The sequence below is a fragment of the Novipirellula caenicola genome (genome assembly GCF_039545035.1).
In the GTDB taxonomy this organism is placed as follows: domain Bacteria; phylum Planctomycetota; class Planctomycetia; order Pirellulales; family Pirellulaceae; genus Novipirellula; species Novipirellula caenicola.
In genome coordinates this window covers 136,012-162,089 of the sequence record NZ_BAABRO010000007.1, presented here as the reverse complement: position 1 = coordinate 162,089, position 26,078 = coordinate 136,012, and the positions used below count along the sequence as shown (strand labels likewise).

Sequence of the window (26,078 nt, the reverse complement as noted above, 5' to 3'; positions counted from 1 at the left end):
GCACCAACATCACGCCGCGCCGCTAGAAGAATAATCGAAAGTCTTGGCGACTTTCGCTACCAGCAATAGGAACTTTCCATGATCAAGCAATCAATCAGTCGACGCCGTTGTCTGGCCGCTGCAGGCGCCACCGTAGCGTTGCCGTTTCTCGAGTCGCTATCGCCTGGCAAAACGTATGCCGCTGGACCACCATCGTTGCCACCTGCAACGGCAGCTCCTCGGCTTGTATGTATCGGTGTTTCGCTGAGCATGTATCCGGGCGAATGGAATCCGCAACAGACCGGACATAATTATGTCGCCCCGAAATTGATCGAGCCGTTGTCAGATTTGCGTGACACGTTCACCTTGATCTCCAACGCCGACCACCCAGGGGTTACCGGCGGTCACAAAGGAGCTCCGGCGTTTTTGTCGGGTGTCTACAAACCCGAACGCGTTGGCCAGTCGATTGTGATTCGCAATCAAATCACACTCGATCAATTGGCTGCCAAAACGCTCGGCGCCAACACGCGATTTCAATCGCTGCAATTGGGTGCCGCCGATGTGGGTGTCTCGGATTCGTTGTCGTGGGATGACAAAGGCATCCCGATGCCGACGATGTCCGACCCGCTGGACATTTACGAGCAGCTGTTTGTGAACGATGCCAATCCAGAACGAACGGCTCGATCGATCAAGATGGGGCGTAGCGTCTTGGATTTGGTCAATGCTGATGCCAAGATGCTTCACCGTGAATTGTCGAAAACCGACCAAGCGTGCTTGGATCAATACATGACGTCGGTGCGAGACATCGAAACGGGGATCCGTCGTCAACTGGAATGGCTAAAAACGCCCAAACCAGGTGTGCCCGCGAGTACCGATCGAGCCACCAACTACCACGAAAACTTGGACTTGATCCTGGAACTGACTGCGTTGGCGCTGCAAACCGATTCAACGCGGGTCATTTCCGTCGCCTTGCCAGGCAAAGGAATGCCAATCGAAATTGGCAACACGCGAGTCACCGATTACCACGGCCAATCGCATCACGGAAAAGATCCAGACGTCATCGAGAGCTTGGTCCAAGTTGAACGCTTGCATACTCAGTCGCTCGCCAAATTCCTTCACCGTCTGCAATCGACTCAGACCACTGAGGGAACGCTATTGGATTGTACGCAAGTTTTGTTCGGCAGCGGATTGGGCAACGCTAGCTCGCATTCCAATCGTGATCTGCCGGTGCTGCTGGCCGGTGGTGGGTTCCGACACCAAGGACATATCCGGCTTCAGGAAGGCACGCCGCTGAGCAACGTCTTTGTGACCATGCTGCAGCAAATGGGGATCGAAACCGACTCGTTTGCGGGCAGTAACGGGACAGTGAACGAATATATAACGGGGTAGCTGGCTGTTGATTTTGTGATCCGAACGGACGTGTGCGTCCTGGGCGTACGCATTACCCGGTGCCTTACGGCCCACTCCAGACCGAACGCGATAAAAACTGAAACACGTAAACCTGAATATTTTTGATCGGAACGATTCACCCCACCGATCAACCGAAACCAACGAAGCAATGAAACCAAACCTATCACTATCCTGTCGCCGCTCCCTGATGCCTTACAGTCTGGCGTTCTGTCTGGCGTTGCTGCTTTGCCAAAGTGTGCAAGGCGACGACTTCACGTCGGCGGTGGACCAATTCACTCAGCAGCACTGCATCCGATGCCATGACGCTCGAAAAGCGAAAGGCGATTTTCGCATCGATCAACTCTCGCGTGACCTGAGTGATCCAGCCAACGCGATCGCGTGGCAAGACGCATTGGATCTCGTCAAACTTGGTGAAATGCCGCCCGAAGAGCAGCCGCGGCCTTCCGCCAAAGAACTGAAATCATTTGTTAAAGCCGTCGAAACCGAGATTCGGCGATCAGCCCAGTCGGCGAGCCAGACGGGGCAAATCGAACTTCGTCGCTTAAGCCACACGGCGATGGACAATACGGTCAACGACCTGCTGGGAACTCGATTGCGATTGTCCGCAGGATTACCCCAAGATTCGGAGGTTGCCGGATTTGACAATATGGCGGCCACGTTGACTCAGTCCGGCGAGTTCATGCGAGTGTTGCAGCAGAACGCACGCCGGATCGCAAAGGACGTTATCGCAAATGGTCCGGACCCGCGAGTTTCCATCACGCAGGAGGCCGCGGAATTGGAACGGGGAAAGAGCGTCGAAAGCGATGGCGACACCGTGGTGCTATGGTGCAGCAAGAACCGAGGGCATGTTGTTTGGCCATCCAAGTTCGAGGCTCCGCGAGCAGGCGTCTATCGCATCGAGCTCGACATGTCGCACACCATCCATACGGCCGAGTTGGAAAAAAAAATTACCGACTGGGAAGGAAAAAAACACGACAAAAATGGCAAGAAGCTTGTTCGCGTTCCAGGCAAACCTTTTCCACCAAACTACCGCCGGCACGTATCGATTGTCGCCGCTCCGTTCCCGTTGCAATACGCGGGTGGTGCGTCGGTGGGCGGACGTCGAGTCGCATTGGTCGAAGTCGGACCGACGATGGCGACCGTCCAATGCGAGATTGAACTTGAAAAAGGCGAAACGTTTTTCGTCCACGCTAGCGATTGCCCGCGCGGCGCTCGCAGTCCTTGGGGAGTGATCGATTCAAAGCGGATGCTTGTTGGAGAACTGCTGCGAGTAAAGCAATTACACATTGACGGGCCTCTTTTGGAATCTTGGCCCAATGCGATCACCCGTGAGTTGCTGGACGACAAAAATCATCTGTCCCAATCCGCACTGCAAACGCTGCTGACTCGGACGTTCCGGCGTCCGGTTCCGCCCGAAGTCACCGCTCTGTATCAGCAAATTTTCGAGGCGACTCAAGACGAAGGGATGTCACCTCAGGCCGGTTTGCGACAAGTTATCGAGTCGATGCTCTGCTCGCCAAGATTTCTGTACGAACGACCTTTCGCAGACAACAAAGATACTTTCGCCATCGCGAGTCGGTTGTCGTATTTCCTTTGGAATTCGATGCCCGATCAGGAACTGATGTCGTTGGCGGCGTCTGGTGCAATCCTCGACACGAACGTGTTGGAATCTCAGGTGCGACGCATGATCGCAGACCCGAAGTCCGATCGGTTTGTGATCGATTTTGCGGGACAATGGCTGGGACTTCGCCGCGTCGGAGCGATGTTGCCTGATCCGAAATTGTATCCTGCCTACGATCCCGCACTTGAGCGTGCGATACGTAGCGAATCCGAAGCCTTGTTCTCGGAGATACTGCATTCCAACCGTCCCGTCACCGACTTTTTGAATCCCGGTTACGCGATGCTCAACGAGCGACTTGCCGAGCATTACGAAATCAACGGCGTCGAAGGCAACGAATTTCGCCGTGTTAATTTGCCGGCCGGTCATCCACGCGGCGGTTTGTTGGGTCACGCCAGCATGTTGACGATCACGTCCAACGGAACTCGCACCTCACCCGTCGTGCGAGGCGTTTGGATTCTCGAAAACCTGTTAGATTCGCCCCCATCACCGCCGCCGCCAGACGTGGAACCGATCGAACCCGATGTACGCGGTTCCACCACGATCCGCGAGATGTTGGCCAAGCACCGTGATGTCGCGACTTGCAACGAATGCCATCGCCGGATCGACCCATGGGGATTCGGACTCGAAAACTTTGACGCCGTCGGAGCTTGGCGAGAGCAATACGGGATCAACGGCAAAGGCAAACCAGTCGACGCCGCAGGCAAGACACCGAGCGGCGAAACATTTGACGGAGTGGTCGAAATGCGTTCGATTTTGATGCAACAATCGGATCGATTCACCCAGGTGATCACCGCGAAACTACTATCGCATGCGGTCGGTCACCCGACCACGATCGCGGAACGGGTTGCCATCGAAGAAATCGTCAAACAGAACAAGCAATCCGGTGGCCGGTTTGCCGATTTGATCGTGCAAATTTGCACCCATCCGATGTTATTGCAGATCGAGTGACACGCCGAGTGTACTCACGTCCCACTCATCCAATCACTCCCAATTCCCTTCACGCCTGCTGAAAAAGAAATTGACATGATCAAATCCTTCGCACGACCCGGTGTTGTTCCGTCTTGCACCGTTGCAGCCGCATGGAGCGTCCTGATTTTGACCGCCACGGTATCGAGTCTTCACGCCGCCGAGGACCGAGCGACGGTGTTTGAGGACGACTTCGACAATCGTCAGAGCGTCGGTGAAGGTTACACCTCGGCACGAGGAACCGAGGATGCATGGAACATCGTCGATGGCGTGTTGGTCGGCAAGCAAACCAAGTCAGATCACGGAGCGGTGATTCGCAAAAACATCAAGTTTGACGACATCGACCTGCAATTCGATTTTCGTTTCAGCGGCGGCACGCGATTCAACTTTGTGCTCGACGATCAAAATGAAAAATCGGTTCACGCCGGACATATCTGTCGCGTTTCGATTTCCCCCAAAAAGATCTCGGTCACGGACGACAAAACGGGCAACATGAATTTGGAGGTCCGAAAACAACGCCAATCCAAAAACCTGCCCCCCGAGCAACAGAAGTCGCTGGACACACTGCTCGCCGAAAAGACCAACGCCGCTGCTGTTAATCTGAAACCTGGCCAGTGGTACCGATTGGGCGTTCGCATCAAGGGCGATTCTCTAGAGGCTTCGCTCGATGGCAAGAAGATTGTCGAGCTTCGTTCGCCCGGGATCGATCACCCGACCAAAACAAAGATCGGCATGACCGTCAACGGATCAACCATTGATTTTGACAATTTGAAAGTCTTCAGCGTTAGCCAATAGTCCGAAACTCCCCACAGCGGTTCCTCTTCCAAGTCCACTTTTGAAAATCCCCTGCACGATGAAAAACACCGCCCCCCAACGTTCCATCGATTTGCTGCTACTGAGTGCTGTCTTTCTGCTTTCGCTGGGAACCGTCACCTCGGCGGCAGACGAAGCGACGGCGACGCCGGACCGTCCCAACATCCTGTGGATCACGATCGAAGACTGGAGCCCCGACTTGTCGTGTTACGGCACCAAGGGAATCCAAACACCGCACGTGGACCAATTGGCTTCCGAAGGGATTCGCTACCAATGGGCTTTCACGACGTCGCCGGTTTGCTCGACTTCGCGTTCTGCGATGATGACGGGGTTCCACCAAAATTACATCGGTGCTCACCAACACCGCACCAATGACAAGAAACCGTTGCCGTATGGGATTCGCCCAATCCCTCATCTGCTGGCCGATGCAGGCTACTTCACTGCGCTAATGAGCTGGAAAACCGACTGCAATTTCTTGCCGGACAAGAAGAATGAATTGTTCATGGGCGAGGACTGGAACGAGCGTGAACCGAATCAACCTTTCTTTGCTCGCATCACGTTTGGGGGAACGCACCGAGCTTGGAATCGCGATCCGCTGCGTCCGATTGACCCCAAGGATGTTGAGCTGCCGCCGTATTACCCGGACACCCCATTCATCCGCCGCGATTGGGCCACCGGTTTGGAACAAATGCAGATTGTCGACCGTGAAGTGGGGGAACTGTTGAAACGGCTCGCTGACGAAGGGTTGGCGGAAAACACCATTGTCTTTTTCATTGGCGACCACGGCCGCTGCCACATCCGTGGCAAGCAGTTTCTTTATGACGAAGGAACTCGCATTCCGATGATCATGCGTTGGCCGGGAAAAGTCAAACCAGGGCAAGTCAACGAGGATCTGGTGATGTCGATCGACATCTGCGCGACAATCCTCGAAGCGGCTGGCATCGAGGCCCCGGTTCCACTGCATGGCAAAAGTCTATTCAGTAAGGAGGTCCAGGACCGCAAGTACGTTTTCGCAGCACGCGACAAGATGGACGACGCACATGACGCGATGCGATCGATTCGATCGAAGGATCACAAGTTGATTCTGAATCAGATGCCCGAACGAGCGTATTGCCAATTCAGTCATTACAAAGAAGGTGCATATCCTGCGCTCGCGGAAATGAACGTCCTGAATTTGGAAGGAAAGCTGACGCCGGAACAAGCGGCGTTTATGGCGGCGAGCAAGCCTGAGATCGAACTGTTTGACCTGAAAAAAGATCCACACGAAGCGCACAACGTCGCGGATGATCCGCAGTACGCCGATGTGAAAGCCGAATTGCTCGCCGAGCTGGAGCATTGGCGAACCCACGTGATCAAAGACCAAGGCGTGTCGGAGGAATTTCGTGCCGTCGGCGTTTTCCCGGATACATGCCCCACGCCGACGGTGGGCGAATGGGTCGAGAAGAACGCTGAGAATTACGACTTCAGCAAATACGGATCGCCGGGCTGGTATCCCACCCGCACGTTGGAAGAGTGGCAAAAGGCACGCGATTTGTGGGCTCCGTATGTATTCCGCGGCCCGTCCGAGAAGGTCGCACGCCCCGTGATTCCTTTCACGCAGAAGAAAAAAGACAAAGCCGCCAAGAAGAACAAAAAGAAGTAGCCGAGGTGCTGGTAAACATGTCCGACTTTTCACCCACGATCGCCGAACTGACCGGCGTTGATCTGCCATCCAACTACGAGATCAACGGCGAAAGTTTGGTACCGTTCTTATTTGGCGACAAACCAACGCAACGCGATATCAGTAAAGTCGCTGTAGAGACATCATTATCAATGTGCTTGACCTAAAAGGGATCGTGATCCATGCGATTGCTACTACTGCTATGTGCCTGTATGGCGTGCGGATTGCCGGCGGTGACGGCCGAGGAATCGGCGGCGAAACAACCCAATATCCTCTGGATCCTGACCGACGACCATCGCGCCGATTCTATTGCGGCGTATAACCGCGTGACCGCAGGACGGGACGACAGCGAACTCGGGTATGTCTCGTCGCCCAATGCGGATGCACTGGCCCGACAAGGGGTGTTGTTTACCCGAGTGTATTGCAACTCGCCCGGCTGCGCACCGAGTCGTACGTCGATGCATTTTGGAATGTACCCACACCACAGCGGACAATACGGTTTTGAATCGGGACACCAATCGACTGATTTCGCCCAGCCGTTCTTTCCCCAATTGATGGTTAAGAATGGTTATCGAACGGCCCATTTTGGCAAAAGCGGGATTGCGAGTTTCAAGTGGGATGCACGCAAACTGCAGAAGACGCCGATTTACGAAGTCAGCGTTGATCAAAAGGAACTCTACAAAAACGATCGCACGGATTGGTTTCATCAGAAGACTTGGGGCAAAGGCAAATCAACCGGGATGGAAGATTTTTGGTCGATGCCAGACGGACCGATGCGGATTTTCACGCCGGCCGAAGGGCCACTAAGCGAAACCGCGATCAAACAGAAAACTCGGGTGCGACGTGAGCTCGATTTATTGTTCTCGTTTGGCGACCACAACGATCTGGTGATCGGTGGCGTCAGTCCGCAACCGACGGAAAAGACGCAAGACGGCGAGATTTTGGCGTCCTTCGTGGATTTTATTCGACATCCAGGTGCGTCCTACAAGACACCTTGGGATCGCAAAATCGAAGGGCCGCCGACGGACCAACCGCTGTTTGTGAACCTTGGATTCCACTTCCCTCATACCCCCGTGCTGCCGTCCAAGGAGTTCCGTGATCGGTTTGCCGGCAAGACCTACAAGGTCCCTGAATTCAGCAAAGACGAGCTCGAAAAACTGCCGCCGCAATTGGTGTTGTGGTTCGAAAAAACCAACTTCGCCGACCTGTCCGCCGAAGACAAGCAGCAGGCGATTCGCGACTACTATGCGTTTTGTGCGATGGGTGATTCCTTGATCGGCAAAGCGGTCGAACAATTCAAAGAGTTCAGCGTGAAGCAGAATCGCGATTATTTGATTCTGTATGTGATCGGTGATCATGGCTGGCACTTGGGAGAACAGGGTGGCGAATCAAAGTTTGCACCGTACGACACGTCCAACCACTGTGCCGTGATCGCCGTGTCGTCGGCCGGTCAACAATATCCGGCGGGCACGGTTTGTAACGAACCGATTGAATTCGTCGACTTCGCGCCGACGTTTTTGCAAGCGGCGGGTGCGGATTTGTCCGACGATCACTACGCTCATTTCGATGGACATCCCCTCGGTGAGACGCTCATCGGTGCGGTCCGTCGCGATTATGTGATTGGCGAGATGAATCATGTGATTGGCCCGCGAGCCTACTTGCGAGCGGACGACTTTGCATTTTCGATGCGAGTCCGTGAAAAGAATGGCAAGCCGGGCGAGAAATGGGGACAACCGCCTGGGCAAGATATTAAGTGGGCGCTGACGGCTCCGCGCGAGCAAGTCGAAATGGCTCTGTTCGATCTTCGCCTCGATCCAAAAGAGCGAAACAATGTCGCAAATGACGATTCGTATCTGCCGCTATCGGAGTGGTTCCGCAGCAAACTTGGCCGCATCATCTTAGGCGATGGTCGAGTCGAAGCGGATTGGTCCAAAGAAAACGAGTTTGTGATCAGCAACTTTGCCGCCGGAGCGCACGACGGAAAATTGGACATTCCCAAAACCATTGTGCCTCGCGTGAACGAGTTGACATCGCAACCCAAACCATCGGCGCCGGACATGGAAATCAAGTTCGGCAAGGTTTCGCGAAAGTCCGCGTTTCGCAGTGTCACGATGAGCATTTGGGGTGGATCGCTGGTCAAGGGCGAGGACGGACTGTACCACATGCTGTATTCGCGATGGCCACGCAACCTGGGATGGGCTTGGGTGACCGATTCGGAAATCGCTCATGCGGTTTCCTCCAGTCCCTTCGGCCCGTTCGAATTCAAGGATGTCGCGTTGCCACGTCGCGGCAAGCAACATTGGGATGGCTGGTGTACTCACAATCCAACCGTGCATAAATTTGGTGACAAGTATTATCTGTACCACATGGGCAACACCGGCGATGGCGAGATCGTTGGCGTTCCAGGGAAACATCTGCTGAATTGGCAACACCGAAACAACCAACGCATCGGAGTCGCGGTCGCCGACACGCCAAACGGTCCGTGGACACGCAGCGACAAACCGTTGATCGATGTCAGCCCTGAAGCATCGGCAATGGATTCGCTAGTGACCTCGAACCCTTCGGTTTGCCAGCGACCTGATGGCGGTTTTTTGATGGTTTACAAAGGGGTTGGCCAGGAACGCCCGCTGCCCAACGGCGGCCCCGTCGTTCACTGCGTCGCCACGTCGGACAGCCCCACCGGTCCATTTGTCAAACATGACAAACCGATCTTTGTGTTCGAAGGCGAGCACTTTCCCGCTGAGGATCCTTATATCTGGTTCCAAGACGGGAAGTACCGAGCGATCGTCAAGCGAATCAAACACGAAGGACGCAAACGAGTCTTTTCGCTCGTCCATTACGATTCGGTCGACGGATTGGATTGGCACCCAGGCAAATACCACGAGATTTCTCAGCGAACGGTCCAGTGGGAAGATGGCGAAGTCCAGCAGTTCGATCACCTCGAACGACCGCAGGTGTACATGGAGAATGGAAAACCGGTGGCACTGTTGTGTGCCGCGGACATCTATGACGAGAACCATGTCCGCCAGTCCTTCAATATCCAAATTCCTTTGCAGGTGACGTTGCATCCGTAGCATTCCCCCAACGCCGTGAACGATTTTCAGGCTGCAAATTACGGCATTTGCGTTTCGTAGCTACGCTCGCCAGAGCGTGGTTGGTTGCCGCGCAAATGCGAATCACTACCTTCTGGCGAAGGTAGCTACCAGAAAATCGTTCACGGCGTTAAGCATTGCCCCGGGAACATCGCTTAGTATCGTGCGAAGGTGATGGACATCGTTGTCAAAAATTTTCAAACAAATCCATTGAATCGACGACAAAACTCGACAACACCCCGACGCGACGATGCCCAATAACCCGTTTCCTTTTCATTGAACGCCCCGGTCCTTGGTGCCGCACTGAGGCTTTCGAGTTAGGATGATGCCCTGGAAATTTCCATCGCCATCCAAAACAATCATTCGCGAGCCCAATTCCACTGCCAAGAACCAGCGACGCGAGCTTCAAGAAAGCAGTCTCCATCGAGTGGAATCTGGCCACTACACCTATCCCTCCCCACATCCGTAGCAGACGAAAGAACGCAACATGAACCACCTCGCCAAACTATTTTGCCTTTTACTCGTCAGCGTTGGGCTGGCCAGCCCCCGGCCCTGTGATGCCGCCGACCGACCGAACATCCTGTACATCATGTCCGACGACCACGCGGCCCACGCGATCTCGGCCTATGGCAGCCGGCTGGCGGAAGTAGCGCCGACTCCCAACATCGACCGTTTGGCAAACGAAGGGGCGCTATTCACCAACGCATTCTGCACCAATTCGATCTGCTCGCCGTCGCGAGCCTGTGTGCTGACGGGTCAATACAACCACACCAACGGTGCGTTTGATTTGGGAGGCAGAATTCCGCCAGGTAAACAAATGCTGGCGATCGAGATGAAAAAAGCGGGTTATCAAACTGCGATGATCGGCAAGTGGCATCTGCACGATGAACCCGCTGACTTTGATTACTATTGTGTGCTTCCCGGCCAGGGCCACTACCATAATCCCGAGTTCCTGGTCCGTGGCGACAAGCCGTGGGGAAAGAACCTAATCAAGTTCGACGGCAAGCACTCGACCGACGCGATCACCGATCTGACACTCGATTGGCTGAAAGAAGGTCGAGACAAAGACAAGCCGTTCTTTCTGATGCACCATTACAAGGCGCCGCATGATTACTTTGACAATGCAGCGCGTTACGAATCGTACCTGGCGGATGTCAACATCCCCGAACCCGAGACGCTTTGGAAACGCGATCCACGATTCGGTTCGATGGCCACGCGTGGTGCCGACGATGAATTGATTCCTCATATCGGCACGTCCATCGGCGGTCGCAATCCGCGTCGGTCCTATTTGGGCGACTTGCCGAAATTGTATCCCAATGAGTTCCCGCCTAACTTTGACCCGAAAAACTACAGCGATGAAGAAAACACCCGATTTGCCTACAACGCTTATCTGAAAAAGTACCTGCGCTGTGTCAAAGGAATCGACGACAACCTTGGCCGGCTGTTCCAACATCTCGAAGACAGCGGGCAGCTCGACAATACGGTGATCATCTACACCGGCGACCAGGGTTTCATGCTGGGCGAGCATGATTACCAAGACAAACGATGGATGTACGATCCGTCACAACGGATGCCGTTTCTTGTGCGTTACCCCAAGGCGGTCCCTGCCGGAGGGCGATTCGACACGATCATCGAAAACGTCGACTACGGCCCGACCATGTTGGATTTTGCCGGGGCAAACATTCCCGATTCGGTCCAGGGGCGCTCGTTCAAATCGCTGCTGGAAACCGGCAAGGAAGCGGACGATTGGAAGCAAGAAGCCTACTACCGTTATTGGATGCACATGGCACACCATGACAATCCAGCCCATTTCGGCATCCGCACCAAGACGCACAAGCTGATCTACTATTACGGCTGCAATTACGATGGCGGCTATCAAACGCCACCGGGTTGGGAACTGTATGATATGGTCAACGATCCGCAAGAGACCGTTAACTTGTACAGCAACCCCGAGCATGCCGATTTGGTCGCCGAGCTAAAGTCTCGCTTAGCCGAAACACGCAAACGCGTTGGAGACGACGGCACTCATTTCCCCGAATGCGAAGCCGTGGTGCAAGAGTTCTGGGACTATGACCAATCGGATCGGGCAAAAGCTCGCGAGATTTCTCATCAATACTTGCAGCGTCGCCAGCAAGAACTGAAAGAAGGAAAGGTCAACATTCGCACCTGGGTCGGCGATAACTAAGCCGACGGCAAAACAGTCCGCTAAGAACTCATCCTCCCCCCAATCCTTGAAAAAGTGGCTCCTATGATGAACCGGTATCTATCAGCCTCGTTAGCCCTCTGTTCGTTTGCTGTGATGTTGTCAGCCGTGTCTGCAGAGTCGGCCCGCGCTGACGATTTGGCGGGATCTCGCCCGAACATCATCCTGGTCATGACCGACGACCAAGGCATGGGCGATCTATCGTGCATGGGCAACAAGGTGCTGCGGACTCCGAACATCGATCGCTTCTATCAAATGTCGACACGTTTCACCGACTTCCACGTCAGCCCGACGTGTGCTCCGACGCGATCGTCGATCTTCAGCGGTCGACATGAGTTCCGAAACGGCGTGACGCATACGATCAAAGAACGCGAGCGGATGGCGCTTTCGACAACCACGTTTCCGCAACTGCTGCGAAAATCGGGTTACGAAACCGGAATCTTCGGTAAGTGGCATCTCGGCGATGAAGACGAGTACCAGCCGTATAACCGCGGATTCAGCGAAGTCTTTATTCACGGTGCCGGCGGAATTGGCCAAGCCTATGAAGGTAGCTGCGCTGATTTCCCACCCAATCGTGAAAACGAAGGCAAGTACTTTGACAACGTGATTCTGCACAACGACACGATCGTCCAGACCGAAGGATTTTGCACGGACGTTTTCTTTCAGGCCGCACTCGGTTGGGTTAAGAAACAACATGAAGCAAAAACTCCGTTTTTCGCCTACGTCAGCACCAATGCTCCGCACGGTCCGATGCTGGCACCCGAGAAGTACAAGAAACGATTCGCCGATTTGGGCTGGGACGCAAGCACGCAAGGTCGGTATGGCATGATCGAAAATATCGACGACAACTTTGGCGTGCTGATGCAGAAACTCGACGAATGGAAGCTTTGGGACAATACGCTGGTCATCTTCATGACCGACAACGGCCAAGCCGGTCGCAGCGGCAAACTCAATGGCAAGCGAACTCCGATGTATACCGCCGGATTCAAAACGGGCAAAGGATCACCATGGGAAGGGGGAACGCATGTGCCTGCGTTCTGGCGGTGGAAGGGCAAACTCGGCGAAGGCGTTGATATTCCGGCACTGACCGCCCACATCGATTTGTACAAAACGTTCTGTGAGCTGACCGGCAGCGAAATTCCGTCGGACATCCAACCGATTGACGGACGCAGTCTACTGCCACTGCTGAAAGATCCCGATGCCGACTGGGCCGATCGGAATCTGTTCGTGCACGTCGGTCGCTGGGAGAAAGGGGCCGATCCCAACGACAGCAAGTTCAAGAGCTGTGCCGTTCGATCGCAACGATGGCGGTTTGTCAACAACAAAGAACTGTACGATATCTCTGCCGACCCTCACGAAAAGCAAGATGTCGCGGCAGAGCATCCCGAAGTTGTTGCCGAGATGCGAAAAGCGTACGACCAGTGGTGGAGTGAAACGGTGCCATTGATGGTCAACGAAGACGCTCCGTACTCGGCCGAACATCCGCAAGGAGTTCGCTACGAAAGGCAACTCAAAGAGCGAGGCATTCCCAAGTGGACACCGCCGACGCTGTAGCGATCGCGAGCAGAATCGCGGACGAAAGGCCGGAGGCCGACACACTCTCTGCCGGTAGCGTGAGCCGCCGGCTAGCGGAGGTGGGAAAACATAGCCCAGCGGGCGACACACTCTCGGCCAGTGTGTCGGCCTCCGGCCTTACGGCGACAGGTCGCCCCTAAACCGTTGGCTCACGCCAACGGCAATTCATGTATCGGCCTCCGGCCTATTAGATTACTTCAAAATCAGCAGTCTCCGAAGTCAGGAGGCAGGTCGAGCACGTTCTGTAGGCCAACGCTGTGAAGCATTTAGAGACGGCAAATTACGGCATTTGCGTTCCGTAGCTATGCTCGCCAGAGCGTGGATGATCGCTGTCCAATACGAATCACCACCTTCTGGCGAAGGTAGCTACGAAAAAACGCTTTACAGCGTTGCCTTTAGGCGATGCTCGGGTGAGGGGGCGAGCGCGATATCAGCCGATCAATGCAAATGGATGCGTCGGTAGTCACGAAAGTCGTCAACGGCTTGTTGATATATTGAGCCGTGACGCGTCAGCGGCCGGGTACCACGCACGACCCGGTGCCTTACGGCCCACGGCTCACTGGTGCGATTTGCATTTGGATTAAATTAATAAGCCGTCAAGACGTTTGTTCGATGACGTATGCCCCCCCCCGAAACTCTTGCGAGTTTCGCTACGAAACGCTTCACCGCGTTACGAACATCCGACGCCGCGACTTGCATCCTGCATCAAGCGTCCTTTTCGGCGACGATTGCTCCGTACTGCATCGCGCCGCTTCGATAGGCACGGAGCAACGCGTCGAATCCGTCGATAAAATCAACTTGCTCTCGGTCGAGTATTTTGGCGAGATGCCGCACCCCGGTTCGCTGAACACGCTGCTTACAGATCTCCCAGGTCTGTGCGACTCGGCTCGTCCAATCCTCGTTGTGAGTCACCCGCATGCCTGATTCGGTGATCCAGCGAGCGTAGTCCGCTCGCGTGGCTAGCGACGGACACACAAAACGCTGGCAGACTTCTTCACACTGCTTGCGATGATCGGCAACGCTGGTGTCTTCGCCTTCGAACCAAACACAAATCGCGATCCGGCCACCCGGTCGTAACCATGTCGCCGCTCGGTGAAAAAACTCGGGCTTGTCAAATAGATGCTCGGTGCATTCGACGCTCCACACCACGTCAAAGCTAGCCCGATCAAAACTCACTCGTTCGGCATCATCGGCAAGGAACTGCGTCCGTTTGCCCACACGTTTGATTCTTGACGACATCATCGCCCAACGTCGCTGGACCGGGCTGAGCGTGACGCCGGTCACGTCACACCCACGCAATTTCGCAAGCCGGATCGACGATCCGCCCATCCCACAACCAATGTCGACCACCCTGTCGTTGGCAGTAATCCGCGCCATGTCAGCAAGCGTATCGGTCAATTGACACTGGGCAACGTAGGGAGATTCGTTGCCATGCCAGAGCCCGTGATGGATGTGCGGCCCCCACAGCAAACGATAAAACAGCGTCCCCAGTTGATAGTGACTGCGAATGGATTCCTTGCGGACGCCGTCGATGGCGATCATGGTCTCTGCCTCCGAATGGGAATGAAGCAAATGCACGAACGGTATTCATCGTGACGTGTCTGAGCGTCGCTGCAAAGCGTCTAAATCTCGATTTTCCTTTGAGAAAACTTGATTGGCGGTACGAATTGGCTGCGGCAATATAGCGGTCGTGGTGCTAGGGGATGGTCAATTTGATGTCGTTGGCTTTTCCCTCGAACACTTCGGCGGTCAAGTTGGCGACCGTTCCTGGTCCCCCCGCCATGGGCGAAGCCGCCATGGCCGGTGCCTCATCGGTCGCTTCGGCCTGCGTGTTGTCACTCGACTTGCTGCCTCCTTTGACGCGGCCCCCGATCACGTGGACGGTGTGTTTGCCAAGTGCAGCACCAGGATCGCCAGTGGAATAACTAAGGGTGAATCGACCTTCTTCGTCGGTCGTGCCGTAAGAAGGAGCCCCGGGTTGATCCGGATAGAACTCGACCGTTGCACCGACAAAAGGCTGGTTATTCTTGGTCAGCGTTCCCGTCACGACCGCGAGATCGGGTTTATCGTTTGGTCCACAGCCCACGCTCATTGACGCAGTCAAAAGCACTACAACAGCTGCGACCCGCGAGACATTCCGGTGGATGTCAATCATTCGTGTCATCGTTTTCCAAAATCAAAGTAGGGTGGTGGTTTGCTGAGCAAATGCCCCATCGCTGCAGCAGGGATGGAGGCGTCGACCGCAGCCTATGACAGCAGATCGACATGCTCGTGCAGTGAGATGGTGAGAACGCGGCGCGTCCTCACTCAAAGCAAAGACGGCCACGAATGGCCGTCTTTCAAGATAGCAAGTTTAGCTTCGATCGCCGTGACGAAGTTTAAAACTCTTCGATCGTTTCACCATCGCGCCGATTCACCAGTCGCGACAATGTCTCGAAGTTGAGGTTTTCCGTCACAAACAGGACCGATCCATCCATGCGAAGAAATTGAGCTCCACCAGGGTGAGCCGAGTTGAAAATCGAGTGATTTCCGGGCCATCCCCCGTTCTGACCTGTTCCCCAAGGATTGTTGGACGCGGTCGGTGAGAAATTGATTCCTCGTCGCACCGAAGCGTAGTTTTGGCGGTAACCGTACAGTGCGGTAGGATCGGCATCGCCCCCGCCGCCACACCATGCTCCGCCGTAGAAATTGCTTGAGCGGTGATCATACTCGGTGGTGGTTCCATCGGTGTTGCGAACGCGTTTGTAGTCCCCCTGCTCACCCACCGCGAACGTGTTGCTCAACCCGTCTTGCACCGAAGCAAAACGAAGTGGACGAGGGTTCTTGTTGTCAACCGGAATGATACTTCCCGAGTAATCCGCCATTCCGAAGTATCCATTCCACCAAGCGGACGTCCCATTGGAATATCCGTAGGCATATTCCCCCGAAACACCAGCGTAGTTTGCCATTTGAATCTCGAGTTGCTCAGGAGCTCCAAGTGCAACGGTCCCTGGCCGCGCCGTGTCCATGCGAGAGATCGGCAACGGGCTGGAGGGACAATTGATCGTGGGCACAATCAATTTGTGAAACCCTTCCCAGCTGTAGTTGATCCCGTTACCTCGATTGCTCCAATCGCTACCAGCGAATACCGCTCGCTCGTAGGCTGCCGATTGCTCCATGTAAGGCAAGATCCGCACCAGCCACGAAGCGGGCAAGGAGCTGGTATCGACACTCAGCCTTGAAAAGGAGGCAGGGGGGATGGCGGTAAAGGTGTCATGGTACATGTGTACCGCCAGCCCGATTTGCTTCAGGTTGTTACTACACTGCATCCGCCGCGCAGCTTCGCGAGCCGCTTGCACCGCAGGCAACAGCAGCCCTACAAGCACGCCGATGATGGCAATAACGACCAATAACTCAACTAGAGTAAATGCGTCGCGATGTCTGTTTGCTCGTGATAATTTCGTGATCACTTGTTCTTCCGTTGTTTCGCACAATCGAAGACGGTCCCGGACCGCCAAGTAAAATACATCAATGACCCCCATCCCAAAAAAACATGATGGGGATCGCAGAAACTGTCAGGGTTCGATTGAACGCCTCTCAGATTCGATGCCTGCGAAACCTTTGCAATTGATATACCTCGCGAAACCTCTCTAGCGGATGATGGCCCCCATCATCGAAAACGAGCACAGTCAATGTCCACCTAAGCTCCATAGCGAGCCGAACCACGTCGCTTCATGCCACATTGCCGTCGCAATTTTTTTTCGACGAAATTGCGTTTTTTCCGATCAAAGGAGAGCAACAGTGAATCCGGGGGGGCAACTGCCCCGACCATCCAGTCCCTGCGATTGCACATTGCAAATGCGACCGATGCACACATTCTGTGCGACCCCGCGTTTGCGTGTGGCGAATTGTCCGAGACCGCTGTTAACTCACGCTGCCATCGATCGTCAGCACTCAGATCCTACCCTTCGCTTAGCCAAGCATATCCCTTTAGCGGTACCCCCAGAGCATCGCACAGCTGAAAGACAGATCTTTGCCCAGGAAACAGCTCCGCGGCCACCTTCAATCCAAACGCTTTCACCTGCGGAGTCGATTCAGACGCAATCATTGACTCGGTGACATACAACTGCACACACGGCAGTGACTCGGGTTGATCCGAATGAAAGATTTCAACGTGGGCCGATCCATGCTCGGTGAACACGCCTTGAGATTCGAAATAATCGGCGACTCGATTGGCAAAAGCTTCATCAAATGATGTTGCATAGCTCAAGCGGTTGTTGTGACGCGCGAGATAAGGTCCCAATCGCTTGCGAACCGGCATCGCATGATGGGGCTGAAAATCATAGTCGCACGCAATCATCGTCAACGTTGCTTCGTCGGGCAATTCACTGTTGATACCGATTCCGGTGGACAACCGACTTCGCTGCAGCGCCGCACCGCGTTCTAGCACGGCGTCCGGGGAGGGAGCCAAGACCGTGTACTGATTGTCGGATTGGCTAATCCAAAAGTCGACCGTGATCTCACGCTCGGGGATCGTCGGCAAACGTGCGGCAATGGCATCGAGTGTCGCCTGAGAGATCGAGTCGTCGGACAAATACAGCATGCATCCGTTTTTGGCAAACTGAGTGGGCTGAAATGGCGGCGTATGCACGACGCTTGTGATGGGATTAAATCCAGGATCGGTGACCGAAAAGGTGCATTGACGCCCCCCACATAACAACAAACTCGATTGAAGGGCGCGATAGCGAAGCGTTGCATGCAGTGTGGCCGGATCGATCGCATCCAGACGGCTTTGTTTGCCAATGACCTGCACCTCGCCGGATTGCTCGGTGTGGCGAAAAAACAGGTGAGCCAAGTCGCTTTCGGGGGAAACCATCTCAAGCTCGCGAAAGCCATCCAAAATGGCCTCGATTTCTTGAGGCGAAAAGGGCTGTTCGAAAAAGACACTCTGCGAACCGTTAAACCAACATGCTGCGACATCGCTTCGGTTTTCGGCGATCACCGTCGCATCGGCGTCAGACGGTTGCATGACCAGGCGAAACGTCTCGCCTTGAAAACACTGGTGGCTGATGATCGTGGCCATCGACTGGTAGATCGGCTGCAGTTTTTCGCAAAATTCTAGAGACATACTATCGAGGCATCTCAGCTGATGGGCCGCCGGAGTCGAGCTCAAACTAAAGGCATATTGATAATCGCTGGTTCCCAGCAGACATTTCGAAGCCAGAACCCCCAACACCGCCTCGGCTTGGGCCTCGTCCGTGGCAGGATCGAAATAGAGCGTCACATTGCCCTGCTGGATCTTGATCGGATCGGCAGGATCCAAGATCGCTTCGGAATGAGAAACCGAGGTGACCTCTACTTCGCCGCCAAATTGCGAATTGGCGTCGAGCTGCGAATTGGCATTGCTACCGATCGTCGCAATGATCGCTAACAAGAATACAATCCCTGTCGGGACGGCTACGAAAAGCGTTACGAACAGGACAAGCAGAATTTTGAACGCGCGCATCAGGAGGGACGACCTTTATCGAAGGCAAATCCAGTCAAACGCGTTTCACAATTCGTCGCCCAACTGAGATCGATGGAAAAAACAATCGAGGAACCACCGGGGTGTTGCAAGCTACCGCCGCTTAGCAACCCTAGGTCACCGAAAAACGGAGGCAATCCATTTTTCGCTTTTTCTGGTCGATGCTTCCGCCACAGCGGTGCTGCGTTTTCCATCTCAGCGACAGCCCATCGAGGACCGCCACCTTGGCGATCTCGATTAAAACGCTTCGTCAATGACTTCTTTACCCGCGCGGGTTCCCAACGATCCCCACAAACCAAACGGACTTGGCGATCCCGGAGTGGTTGCGTGCACAGGGTCGGCGGCAGTACCACCCTGCCGCACCGTGGCATGACTGCGTTGCCCCGCTTCGATCGAATCAGTGACAAATTTGACGGCACCGTCCCCCATCAAAACGTGCACTCCGCCCTGGTGACGGCTACTTACCGAATACACCCCTTCGCCCCAATACGCCCCACCCGAAGATCCGCCAGACGCGTTCACCCAATCCGACGCACAGATCTCGCTGTTAGGCGGAAGGATGGTATGAAACCCAGTATTCATCGCGTTTCCAAAACTCCACACAAAGCCCCGCTGACGCTCTGCCCCGCCAGTAAACGCAAAGCCGCTGCCGAGCGATTGCAACCAAAACTGGGGTCGCTCAGGGTCTCGTTGCGATCCACAAACCCCAGGATTGGTACGCAGAATATTTTCGGTGGTGGCTTTGATCAATTCGGTCGATGCATCCCGATCTCCGAGATCCGTTTTGATTTCGCCCATCACGATCGTGTTGGCAAGCCCATCCAAGATATCGCGGAACCGCATGGTTTTTCGAGGCACAAAGGCACCTCGACAAGACTCGCGAGCACGCTGGGCTCGGGTACTGTTTTTGAATCCTGATACGCTGGTGTACCCTTCGTCGGTTTGCTGAATCGCGTCGCCGAGACAAAACGCATAATTGGTACGACCTTGCGCTGGCAACCCTTCACCGGGATCGCTTGGACAACGCAATGTTCCGATGGTGGTCAACCACGGCCGATACATGCTCTCGCCATGCCCCTGCGACCCTGTGCCAAGTCCCTTGCCGGGGTACGGCCCCATTGCCGAAAACAAGAGACCCTCGCCAGGATCGCCGGCGGGAATTAGATAGGGATTACTGATCTGCTCCCACATCGCTTGCTGTTCAAAAAATGGCGTCAGCCCCACCAGAGCACTCAACCAGAAACGATTGTTTCCCTTGGCGATCGTCGCCGTGCCCGGTCGCCGAGCGTCGGCTGCAAACCCAGACACCTGCGCGGATCCTCCCATTTGCACCGGCAACTGATTGTAGGCAGAGTGATAGTTGTGAGTCGCCAATCCCAACTGTTTAAAATTGTTACTACAACTCATCCGGCGTGCTGCCTCGCGAGCGGCCTGAACCGCCGGCAACAACAATCCCACTAACACTCCGATAATGGCGATCACGACCAATAACTCAACCAAGGTGAAGCCCGCTCGGCTTGATGTTTGATTCATTTGAGAACCTCTGTTGGCGAAAGAAACAGGAAGAAAGGTGGCAGAAGATAAGTAGTCGCCCCACATCAAAAATCGCTGGCAAACCAACACGTAGCGTGAGCCCATCCGAACGGTCCTGCCAGTGGCGGACACGAATGTGTCGCCGCAACCTGCATCGGTGCGATGCAGCACCGCAGGGGTTTGCCAAACTTCGAATCTCGTTGGATCAAGGAGGTCCTTCGTCCTCAGGGTTATCGATGTCGGGATGCTCTGACAAAAACTGCTGCAACTCATCCACCTCGGGTGACGAGTTCGACTTCTCCGGTCCTCCACACCCCACGAGTGTCAGCCACAGTAGAACCGAAGCGGCGACAAAAGCCCCACGCACTTTCAGAAAACGCACTTCCATCACCTCATAAAGCAGGCACCTGACAAAAGTCTATAGACTGCATGCTAGGCCGTTAAGGGCGCGAGGTCAAGACACAACCGCAGACTTACGCCGCAATTCACCCCGTCGAACCGTAGCCGCCCTTCGCATTTGCTAATGCGGATTCGGTCTAAAGACGCGATTGCTCACATCCACGCGGAACAAAATACGGGCAATTCCATTCCTCACTCGCTTCCGTTTTTTTGCATTTCAGATGGCGGACTGGCTCTCGCCCGTCGCCTGCCTGCTTAGTCCAGCCGATAGGGAGCACTGCCTTGCACCACGAGCCAGCGGGCATCCACCGACAACGCAGCCAAAGCTTGCTCGCTGCCATCGGGCCAAGTGATGGTGAACTCGCGCGGCGAGTTAGATTTACCTAGCCCAAATCGCACGACGCGTTCGCTGCTGCACAGATAACCGTCGCCTGCCACGACCCAGCCCGCGCGTTCGAATCCTTGATCGTGCAGCGTGATGCGCGCCCCAATCGCGTCGCGAGCCGATGTCACGCCAACAAGCTGCAATTCAACCCAATGGTTTTGCGACTCGCTGTGATTGACCAAAACCGCAACGGGTTCGGTTTGATGCGTCACGCCCGTGTCAACGCGGCCGTCGCGATTGAGATCCCATGTCCAAACGCCGCGACCGAAATGACGTTGTTGCATGTAGTCGTCGGTTTGCTGCGTTTGAATCGACTTGTACTGAAGCGCCGAATCGAGTTCGAAGATTTGTACAGGCTGCGTCTGAAGCACCGGTTCATTGGTGGTTTCGTCCGCCACGTAAGTGTCCACATTGCCGTTGCTCACGAACAATTCAGGCAAACCGTTGTTGTCGTAGTCCGCTGCGACAGTGTGAGATGGATGACTACTTCTCGGGCGATTCTTCGCTGCGATCGCTGCGTGAAGCGACCGCGGGTGTTTCGAGCGGTTCGTCGTCTTGCTTCTTTTCGCTTTCCGACGCCTTGTCTTCACGCTCCGGTGTCGCATCTGGTGTCGCGTCGGATGCAGGCTTAGGATCCGTTGCAGGTTCAGGTTCGGGAGTCGGCAGAATCATCATCCCGACGTACTGTACCGTTCCATTTGCACTGAGCTCGCGAACGCACAAGACAACTTGCTCAAATTGCACCGAGGCTCCCAGGACCGCTCCCTTGGGCCCGAGTCGCGATCGCATGATTTCATCCAGCGTCGCGTCTGCAGCAGCGTCCAACTGGATGTCGTAAAACTGTTCCACATCCGCCGCTGTGATCGAACCCCGCAGCGGGAATTCCAATGCGGTCGGCAGCGTGACAGGTTCCTGCTCGCGATGGGCAAAAACGCGATCGACCATCGCGCGAACCCCTGGACGCAGCACGACAATGACGTGATCACCGTACTGGATCTGCGAACGTCCTTGGGGAGGAATGATTTGCTCGTCGCGAACGATCAACGCAACCACCACTCCGTCGGGCAGCGCGAGGTTCTTGATCATATGACCGGCCGCACGACATTCATCATCGACAAAGTAATCGACGATGTCGCCTTCGACGTTTCGCAGTGAACTGATCTCCAGCGTCACCGGTGGCGGCAATCTTGCCGGCACCTCGAGCTTTAACGACCGCGCGACCCACGGCAGGGTCCAGCCCTGGACAATCGCGGAGACCAACACGACAAAGAACACCGTGTCGAACATCAACGGAGCTCCGGGCAACCCTACCATCATCGGGAACGTCGCTAAGGTAATCGGAACCGCTCCCTTGAGTCCTACCCACGACAGAAACGTGAGCTCTCGGAACGAAAACCGAAACAGCGAAACGGACAAGAAGACGGCGACCGGCCGAGCGACCAGAATCAGCACAGCGGAAATCATCAGCGCCGGCCCGGCGACATCCAATAACCGGCTAGGAAAGCTGAGGATCCCCAGCGCGATAAACATCAAGATTTGACACAACCATGCGGCGGCGTCGTGGAACAACAAGATACCGCGGTGGAACACGGGACGGCGATTGCCGATCACAATGCCGGTCAAATAAACGGCCAAAAAACCGCTGCCGCCAAACGCGGCCGCGAATCCGAAGGAAAACAATGCCAAACCGGTCGCCAAAACGGGATACAACCCCGCGGCGCTAAGTTGAATGTTCTTCAGCACCCACACGCCGCCCCATCCGACCAACATCCCGACCGCGGTTCCAAACACAATTTGGGTGAGAAACAAAACCAACAATCCGGGGCCGAGCGGTACCGCCCCGGTCAGCACTTGAATCAGCCCCACCGTCAAAAAGATCGCCATCGGATCGTTCGAACCGCTTTCGACCTCGAGAGTGTCCGCGAGTCGACGGCGGATGTTGACGCCGCCGAAACGGAGCACCGAAAAGACGACCGAGGCGTCGGTCGATCCCACGATGCTGCCCAACAACAGACCTTCCATCAGCGGGATCTGCAAAAACCACGACGCGGCCAATCCTGTGATCAACGCGGTGATGAACACCCCGATCGTGGCCAGCACTCCGGCTGGTTTCCAGGCAGCGCGAATCGAGCGATACGGTGTGCGAAGCCCCCCGTCAAACAGGATCAAACTGAGCGCAATCGTCCCGATCCCGTGCGCAAGCGAATAATTCTCAAACTCGATCCCGCCAATCCCTTCCGATCCTGCCAACATGCCAACGAGCAGAAACAGAACCAAGACGGGCACGCCCATGCGGGCGGAGAATTTATTTGACGCAATCCCCAGCAACAGCAAAACGCCGGTGATCAAAATCAAAGCTTCGATACTTAACATGTCAATTCGATCGCGGGACGCAACGTGTCATAACAGATCTGCGATAGCACTCCATCGCTTTTGAATCAGTTTACCGACTGCCTGTCGCTGGAGAATCGGACTAACGTTCGAATTGCCACGTGTGGTCCTCGGAACGCCCCCCAACACGATCGAATGTTCGTCCCGATCCAGTCAGCGGGCCCCCCCTTAGGCCTCCGCATGACGTCCGGTAACCGTCGCCGCCGGCAATCACCTTTTCGGCGAGATCCAGCCCTTTACCCGACAGGTAGCGGAAACCGCCACCCCCACAACCACCGTGAAAACGGAGCTTCCAGCTGACCACGCCCTCGCAGCAGCCGGCGGCACAAAAAGGAAACTTTCCAGAATTCCTGATCGCGACACAAAAATTAGTTGTAGATCGCGGCCTTTCACGTGCGTTTAGTTTTGCGAGGCCTCACGGGGTTGAATTTCCAGCAGATCACTGACACGGCCGACCACAAAGCCAACTGCAGCATTCACATCCTCAATAGCCAAAGGAGTCCATCCACTTGTCACGGGATCTCGGACGCATCGTTTTGCCAAGACAACCACTTCGCACACACGGCCAATCCCGTTTCCTTCGCGTTGACGATTTCTAACTACCACGATCAAACGCGTTCGCGTTTGAATCTTTTCTCAAATGGGGTTCACATCATGAAAACAAACTTACCAAACGGGCACCGACCCGCGTTTACCTTGGTCGAATTACTCGTCGCCATTGCCATCATCGGAGTACTGGTTGGCCTATTGTTGCCAGCGGTACAAGCGGCCCGCGAAGCCGCACGGCGGATGTCGTGTTCGAACAATTTCAAACAAATCGGTTTGGCGATTCATAACTACCATGCTGCGTACAACCAAATGCCGATCCATGGCAGCGGAACGGGTGCGCTGCCGAGCACTGGCTACGAAGTCTGGAACAACTCGAACGAACGCAACAACACCCGTTTGAGCATGCTGGTTGGGTTGACGCCGTTTTTCGAACAACAGGCGTTGTGGGAACAAATCAGCAACCCACAACCTAGCTTTAACGCGATGGGACCAACCCCCAACATTTCAACGTACACGCCTTGGAACACAGAAATCCCAGGCCTTCGCTGCCCAAGTGATCCTGGTGAGGGATTACCGGCACTGGGACGAACCAACATTGCCGCTTGTTTGGGCGATTCGATCGTGATGCAAACGTTTGGCCCCACGGATGACAATGGAATCAGGACGACCAACGAGGCGGTCGAAGCACAAGCGAGCTGCCGTGGCGCCTTCGTTGTCCACAGCCCCGCGGCGTTTCGAGATATTCTCGACGGACTCGCCAATACCATTGTCGCGGGCGAGATTGCGAGCGACTTGGGAGACAACAGCGTCTCAACCGTTGCGGTTGAAGTCGATGGCGCGGCGTTGTACCTGAATCCAAGTTCGTGCCAGCCCGCGGTCGACAGCACACGGCCGAGCTTTTGGAGCTCCGGAGCGATTAGTGGGGACACTGGCTTTGCGCGTGGTTATCGCTGGGCTGATTTCGGCCCCATGTATAGTGGCGTCACCACGATCCTGCCGCCTAACCAAGAAATCTGCATGGGTAACGCGCCCGCGACCACTCAAGCCAGCTCGCCCCGCAATGTACCAAGTTCGCAAAATCATTTCAAAGAACTGGTGGCAACACCTAGCAGCCGCCACCAAGGTGGTTGTCACGTGTTGATGGGCGATGGTGCAGTGAAGTTCATCACCGATTCAATCGAAGCGGGTGCGAGCCGAGCGACCGGAGGTACCGGAGCGATGGTGCATCTAGGTGGCAGTGGCTCCGCGTCGCCAGGCTACATGAGTCCGTATGGATTGTGGGGCGCCCTGGGCACCCGAGCGAGCAGAGAGACGATTAGCGATTTTTGATCGCACGCGTTTCGACCGAGGATCACCGCTTGTGGGCTGCGGTCTGCCGTTGACCGCCCCCCAATTCTTGAGCACCGCGGTGAAGTCTTTTTCCTTACTTGGTTCGCCGAATGTAGCGTAGCGAAAGTCGCCAACGGCTTGTTGTTTTAGTCGTACGATGGACTTCCTAGTCCGTCGAATCCACCATTCACGGACTAGGAAGTCCATCCTACACCCTTTGCCGCAGGAACCTTCACTAAATCAACAAGCCGTCAACGACTTGTTGATCTAGGCACTGTCTGAGAACGCATCCGAGGCGGAAACTTGGTAACGGAATTCGTGAAGAATTTCGATTTCCCAATGGGTTATGCCATGCTGCCGAAAGTCTTGACGACTTCCGCTACGTTTTTCAGACAGGGCCTCGTGAGCCGCGACGCGTCAGCGGCCGGGTTCCACGCGATACCCGGTGCCTCACGGCACTCGGCTCACCAAGAGCACTTGCATCTCGATAGAATCAACATGCCGTTGAGACTTTCGTTCGGTTAACGCACGCCCCCCGAAAGTCTTGACGACTTCCGCTACGGTTTTCAGACAGAGCCTCGTGAGCCGCGACGCGTCAGCGGCCGGGTTCCACGCGATACCCGGTGCATCACGGCACTCGGCTCACCAAGGGCATTTGCATCTCGATAAA

General features: G+C 55.2%; 17 protein-coding genes. 9 read left to right on the top strand and 8 right to left on the bottom strand.

Annotation, left to right across the window (positions count from 1 at the left end; all coding sequences use genetic code 11):
* Positions 1-78 precede the first annotated feature (78 nt).
* The 8 genes from ABEA92_RS15655 (at position 79) to ABEA92_RS15620 (ending at position 13,298) form a co-directional block, all read left to right on the top strand.
* The gene (locus tag ABEA92_RS15655) at positions 79-1,368 is read left to right on the top strand and encodes a DUF1552 domain-containing protein (protein ID WP_345684788.1); all 1,290 of its coding nucleotides are present in this window, start codon (positions 79-81) and stop codon (positions 1,366-1,368) included.
* A gap of 169 nt (positions 1,369-1,537) precedes the next feature.
* Positions 1,538-3,958 (top strand): DUF1592 domain-containing protein, encoded by a 2,421-nt coding sequence (locus ABEA92_RS15650; protein ID WP_345684787.1) that lies wholly within the window; start codon positions 1,538-1,540, stop codon positions 3,956-3,958.
* Positions 3,959-4,033: 75 nt separating this feature from the next.
* A complete protein-coding gene (locus ABEA92_RS15645) occupies positions 4,034-4,771 on the top strand; it encodes a 3-keto-alpha-glucoside-1,2-lyase-like domain-containing protein (protein ID WP_345684786.1) in 738 nt (245 codons plus the stop codon).
* 58 nt (positions 4,772-4,829) lie between these two features.
* Positions 4,830-6,431 carry a sulfatase family protein gene (locus ABEA92_RS15640; protein WP_345684785.1) on the top strand — a complete coding sequence of 534 codons (1,602 nt, stop codon included), beginning with the start codon at positions 4,830-4,832 and terminating at the stop codon, positions 6,429-6,431.
* A 17-nt stretch (positions 6,432-6,448) separates the two neighbouring features.
* Positions 6,449-6,616 (top strand): hypothetical protein, encoded by a 168-nt coding sequence (locus ABEA92_RS15635; RefSeq protein WP_345684784.1) that lies wholly within the window; start codon positions 6,449-6,451, stop codon positions 6,614-6,616.
* 15 nt (positions 6,617-6,631) lie between these two features.
* Positions 6,632-9,523 (top strand): sulfatase-like hydrolase/transferase, encoded by a 2,892-nt coding sequence (locus ABEA92_RS15630; RefSeq protein ID WP_345684783.1) that lies wholly within the window; start codon positions 6,632-6,634, stop codon positions 9,521-9,523.
* Between the two features lie 505 nt (positions 9,524-10,028).
* Positions 10,029-11,726: a sulfatase family protein gene (locus ABEA92_RS15625; protein ID WP_345684782.1), complete on the top strand. Its 1,698-nt coding sequence runs from the start codon at positions 10,029-10,031 to the stop codon at positions 11,724-11,726.
* 63 nt (positions 11,727-11,789) lie between these two features.
* Entirely contained in the window at positions 11,790-13,298 is a 1,509-nt protein-coding gene (locus ABEA92_RS15620; protein WP_345684781.1) for an arylsulfatase, read from the top strand.
* Positions 13,299-14,024: 726 nt separating this feature from the next.
* On the opposite strand, the gene ABEA92_RS15615 is transcribed toward ABEA92_RS15620, so the two are convergent.
* The 8 genes from ABEA92_RS15615 to ABEA92_RS15580 all read right to left on the bottom strand — a co-directional run bounded on the left by ABEA92_RS15615 (position 14,025) and on the right by ABEA92_RS15580 (position 23,512).
* Positions 14,025-14,861 (bottom strand): class I SAM-dependent methyltransferase, encoded by an 837-nt coding sequence (locus tag ABEA92_RS15615; RefSeq protein WP_345684780.1) that lies wholly within the window; start codon positions 14,859-14,861, stop codon positions 14,025-14,027.
* A 154-nt stretch (positions 14,862-15,015) separates the two neighbouring features.
* On the bottom strand, positions 15,016-15,483 hold the full coding sequence (locus ABEA92_RS15610) for a transthyretin-like family protein (protein WP_345684779.1): 468 nt from the start codon (positions 15,481-15,483) through the stop codon (positions 15,016-15,018).
* 214 nt (positions 15,484-15,697) lie between these two features.
* Positions 15,698-16,708, bottom strand: a complete 1,011-nt coding sequence (locus ABEA92_RS15605; protein ID WP_425572444.1) for a DUF1559 family PulG-like putative transporter — start codon at positions 16,706-16,708, stop codon at positions 15,698-15,700.
* 551 nt (positions 16,709-17,259) lie between these two features.
* Positions 17,260-18,804, bottom strand: coding sequence for a hypothetical protein (locus ABEA92_RS15600; protein ID WP_345684777.1), 1,545 nt, complete (start codon positions 18,802-18,804; stop codon positions 17,260-17,262).
* Between the two features lie 255 nt (positions 18,805-19,059).
* A complete protein-coding gene (locus ABEA92_RS15595) occupies positions 19,060-20,355 on the bottom strand; it encodes a DUF1559 family PulG-like putative transporter (protein ID WP_345684776.1) in 1,296 nt (431 codons plus the stop codon).
* Between the two features lie 205 nt (positions 20,356-20,560).
* Positions 20,561-20,737 (bottom strand): hypothetical protein, encoded by a 177-nt coding sequence (locus ABEA92_RS15590; protein ID WP_345684775.1) that lies wholly within the window; start codon positions 20,735-20,737, stop codon positions 20,561-20,563.
* A 272-nt stretch (positions 20,738-21,009) separates the two neighbouring features.
* Positions 21,010-21,564 carry an ASPIC/UnbV domain-containing protein gene (locus ABEA92_RS15585; protein WP_345684774.1) on the bottom strand — a complete coding sequence of 185 codons (555 nt, stop codon included), beginning with the start codon at positions 21,562-21,564 and terminating at the stop codon, positions 21,010-21,012.
* 58 nt (positions 21,565-21,622) lie between these two features.
* Positions 21,623-23,512: a potassium/proton antiporter gene (locus tag ABEA92_RS15580; protein ID WP_345684773.1), complete on the bottom strand. Its 1,890-nt coding sequence runs from the start codon at positions 23,510-23,512 to the stop codon at positions 21,623-21,625.
* Between the two features lie 672 nt (positions 23,513-24,184).
* On the opposite strand from ABEA92_RS15580, the gene ABEA92_RS15575 reads away from it, so the two are divergent.
* Positions 24,185-25,408 (top strand): DUF1559 family PulG-like putative transporter, encoded by a 1,224-nt coding sequence (locus tag ABEA92_RS15575; protein WP_345684772.1) that lies wholly within the window; start codon positions 24,185-24,187, stop codon positions 25,406-25,408.
* The last annotated feature ends 670 nt before the right edge of the window (positions 25,409-26,078 follow it).